The sequence below is a fragment of the Vibrio sp. 2132-1 genome (genome assembly GCF_033344315.1).
Genome location: NZ_JAWPON010000065.1, coordinates 1 through 1,327, shown reverse-complemented (window position 1 = coordinate 1,327; position 1,327 = coordinate 1). Strand labels below are relative to the sequence as shown.

Sequence of the window (1,327 nt, the reverse complement as noted above, 5' to 3'; positions counted from 1 at the left end):
CCCTTCTCAGTAGTCAGACAACAGGCATTGAAGGTCATGAATGACAGGGATATCCAGACCCTCTGCCTTTACCTGAAAAAACAGAAACGGACCGTGGAAGAGTACCAGTGGCAACATTACGATGAACAATGCAATCTCCTGGAGCAACTGTTAAGGCAGGTGTTCTTGTGCCTTGAATGTGAGGCCGGTAAAGGCTCAGAAGCCGTCGTCGCCCAACTTCAACAGATGCAGACGGAAATCGCATTCGGTGGACCACTGAAGACGATGGATACGTCGCTCATCCCGAAAAAGCACCTCCCATGGTTGGTTAAACAGGATAACGTTAACCCGCAACGTTACGAATGGCTGCTCTACCGGCAGTTAACCTCACGACTGAATGGACGCATTTATTTGCCAAATGTTACCAAATACCGCGCACTGGAAGACGACCTGATCCCCCAGACATCGCAGGATACCTTGCTGGCCTCATCAACACTGGACAGACTAAAACAGCCCGCAGAGTTATTGTTACAGGAGAAACAACACCGGCTGGAAAGTGCACTCAAAGACGTTGCTCTCCATATTGATGAGGGAGACAATCGAAATGTGATCATGAAAAATCGTACCGGTACCCGCTGGCGTCTGCCGACCAAAAGCGCTACATCTCTGGTCAACAATCCCTTTTTTAAGCGAATGCAACCGGTCGGTATCGCGGATGTACTGCGGTATGTAGAGCGCGAAACCGGGTTCATGAAATGTCTGACTCATGTACTTCCGATACAAAAACAAGGGTTCACTCATCAGGATGATTTACTGGCCATTCTGATTGCCAACGCCACTCACCGTGGTGTGTATGGCATGGCGCAGATCTCCGATCGAAGCTATGAACACCTGAGTACGGTGCAGGCCAACTATATCCGGCCTGAAACGCTGCATGACGCCAGCGACGTGATCAATAATGCGGTTGCAGCGCTACCCATCTTCCGCCACTACCATATTCAGGAGGACCAGCTGCATGCCAGTGCGGATGGTCAGAAATTCGAAACCCATCTGGAAACCTTTAAAACCCGGTACTCCTCTAAGTATTTCGGCACCAACAAAGGGATCACGGCCATGACACTGGTGGCCAACCACAGCGCCCTCAATGCTCGGATCATCGGTTCCAACGAGCACGAATCACACTATATTTATGACCTGTTACAATCCAACAGCAGTGAAATCAAACCTGACGTACTCTCGACAGATACACACGGTGTCAATCATGTTAACTTCGCCTTACTGGATCTATGCGGTTACAGTTTTGCACCGCGATACGCGCAGTTCAGTAGTGTCATCAATGATCTGTTTG

The 1,327-nt window shown here is 49.6% G+C and carries 1 pseudogene; it reads left to right on the top strand.

From position 1 onward, the window contains the following. A pseudogene (locus R8N47_RS23440) lies at window positions 1-1,327 on the top strand (Tn3-like element ISShfr9 family transposase); the annotation flags it as partial.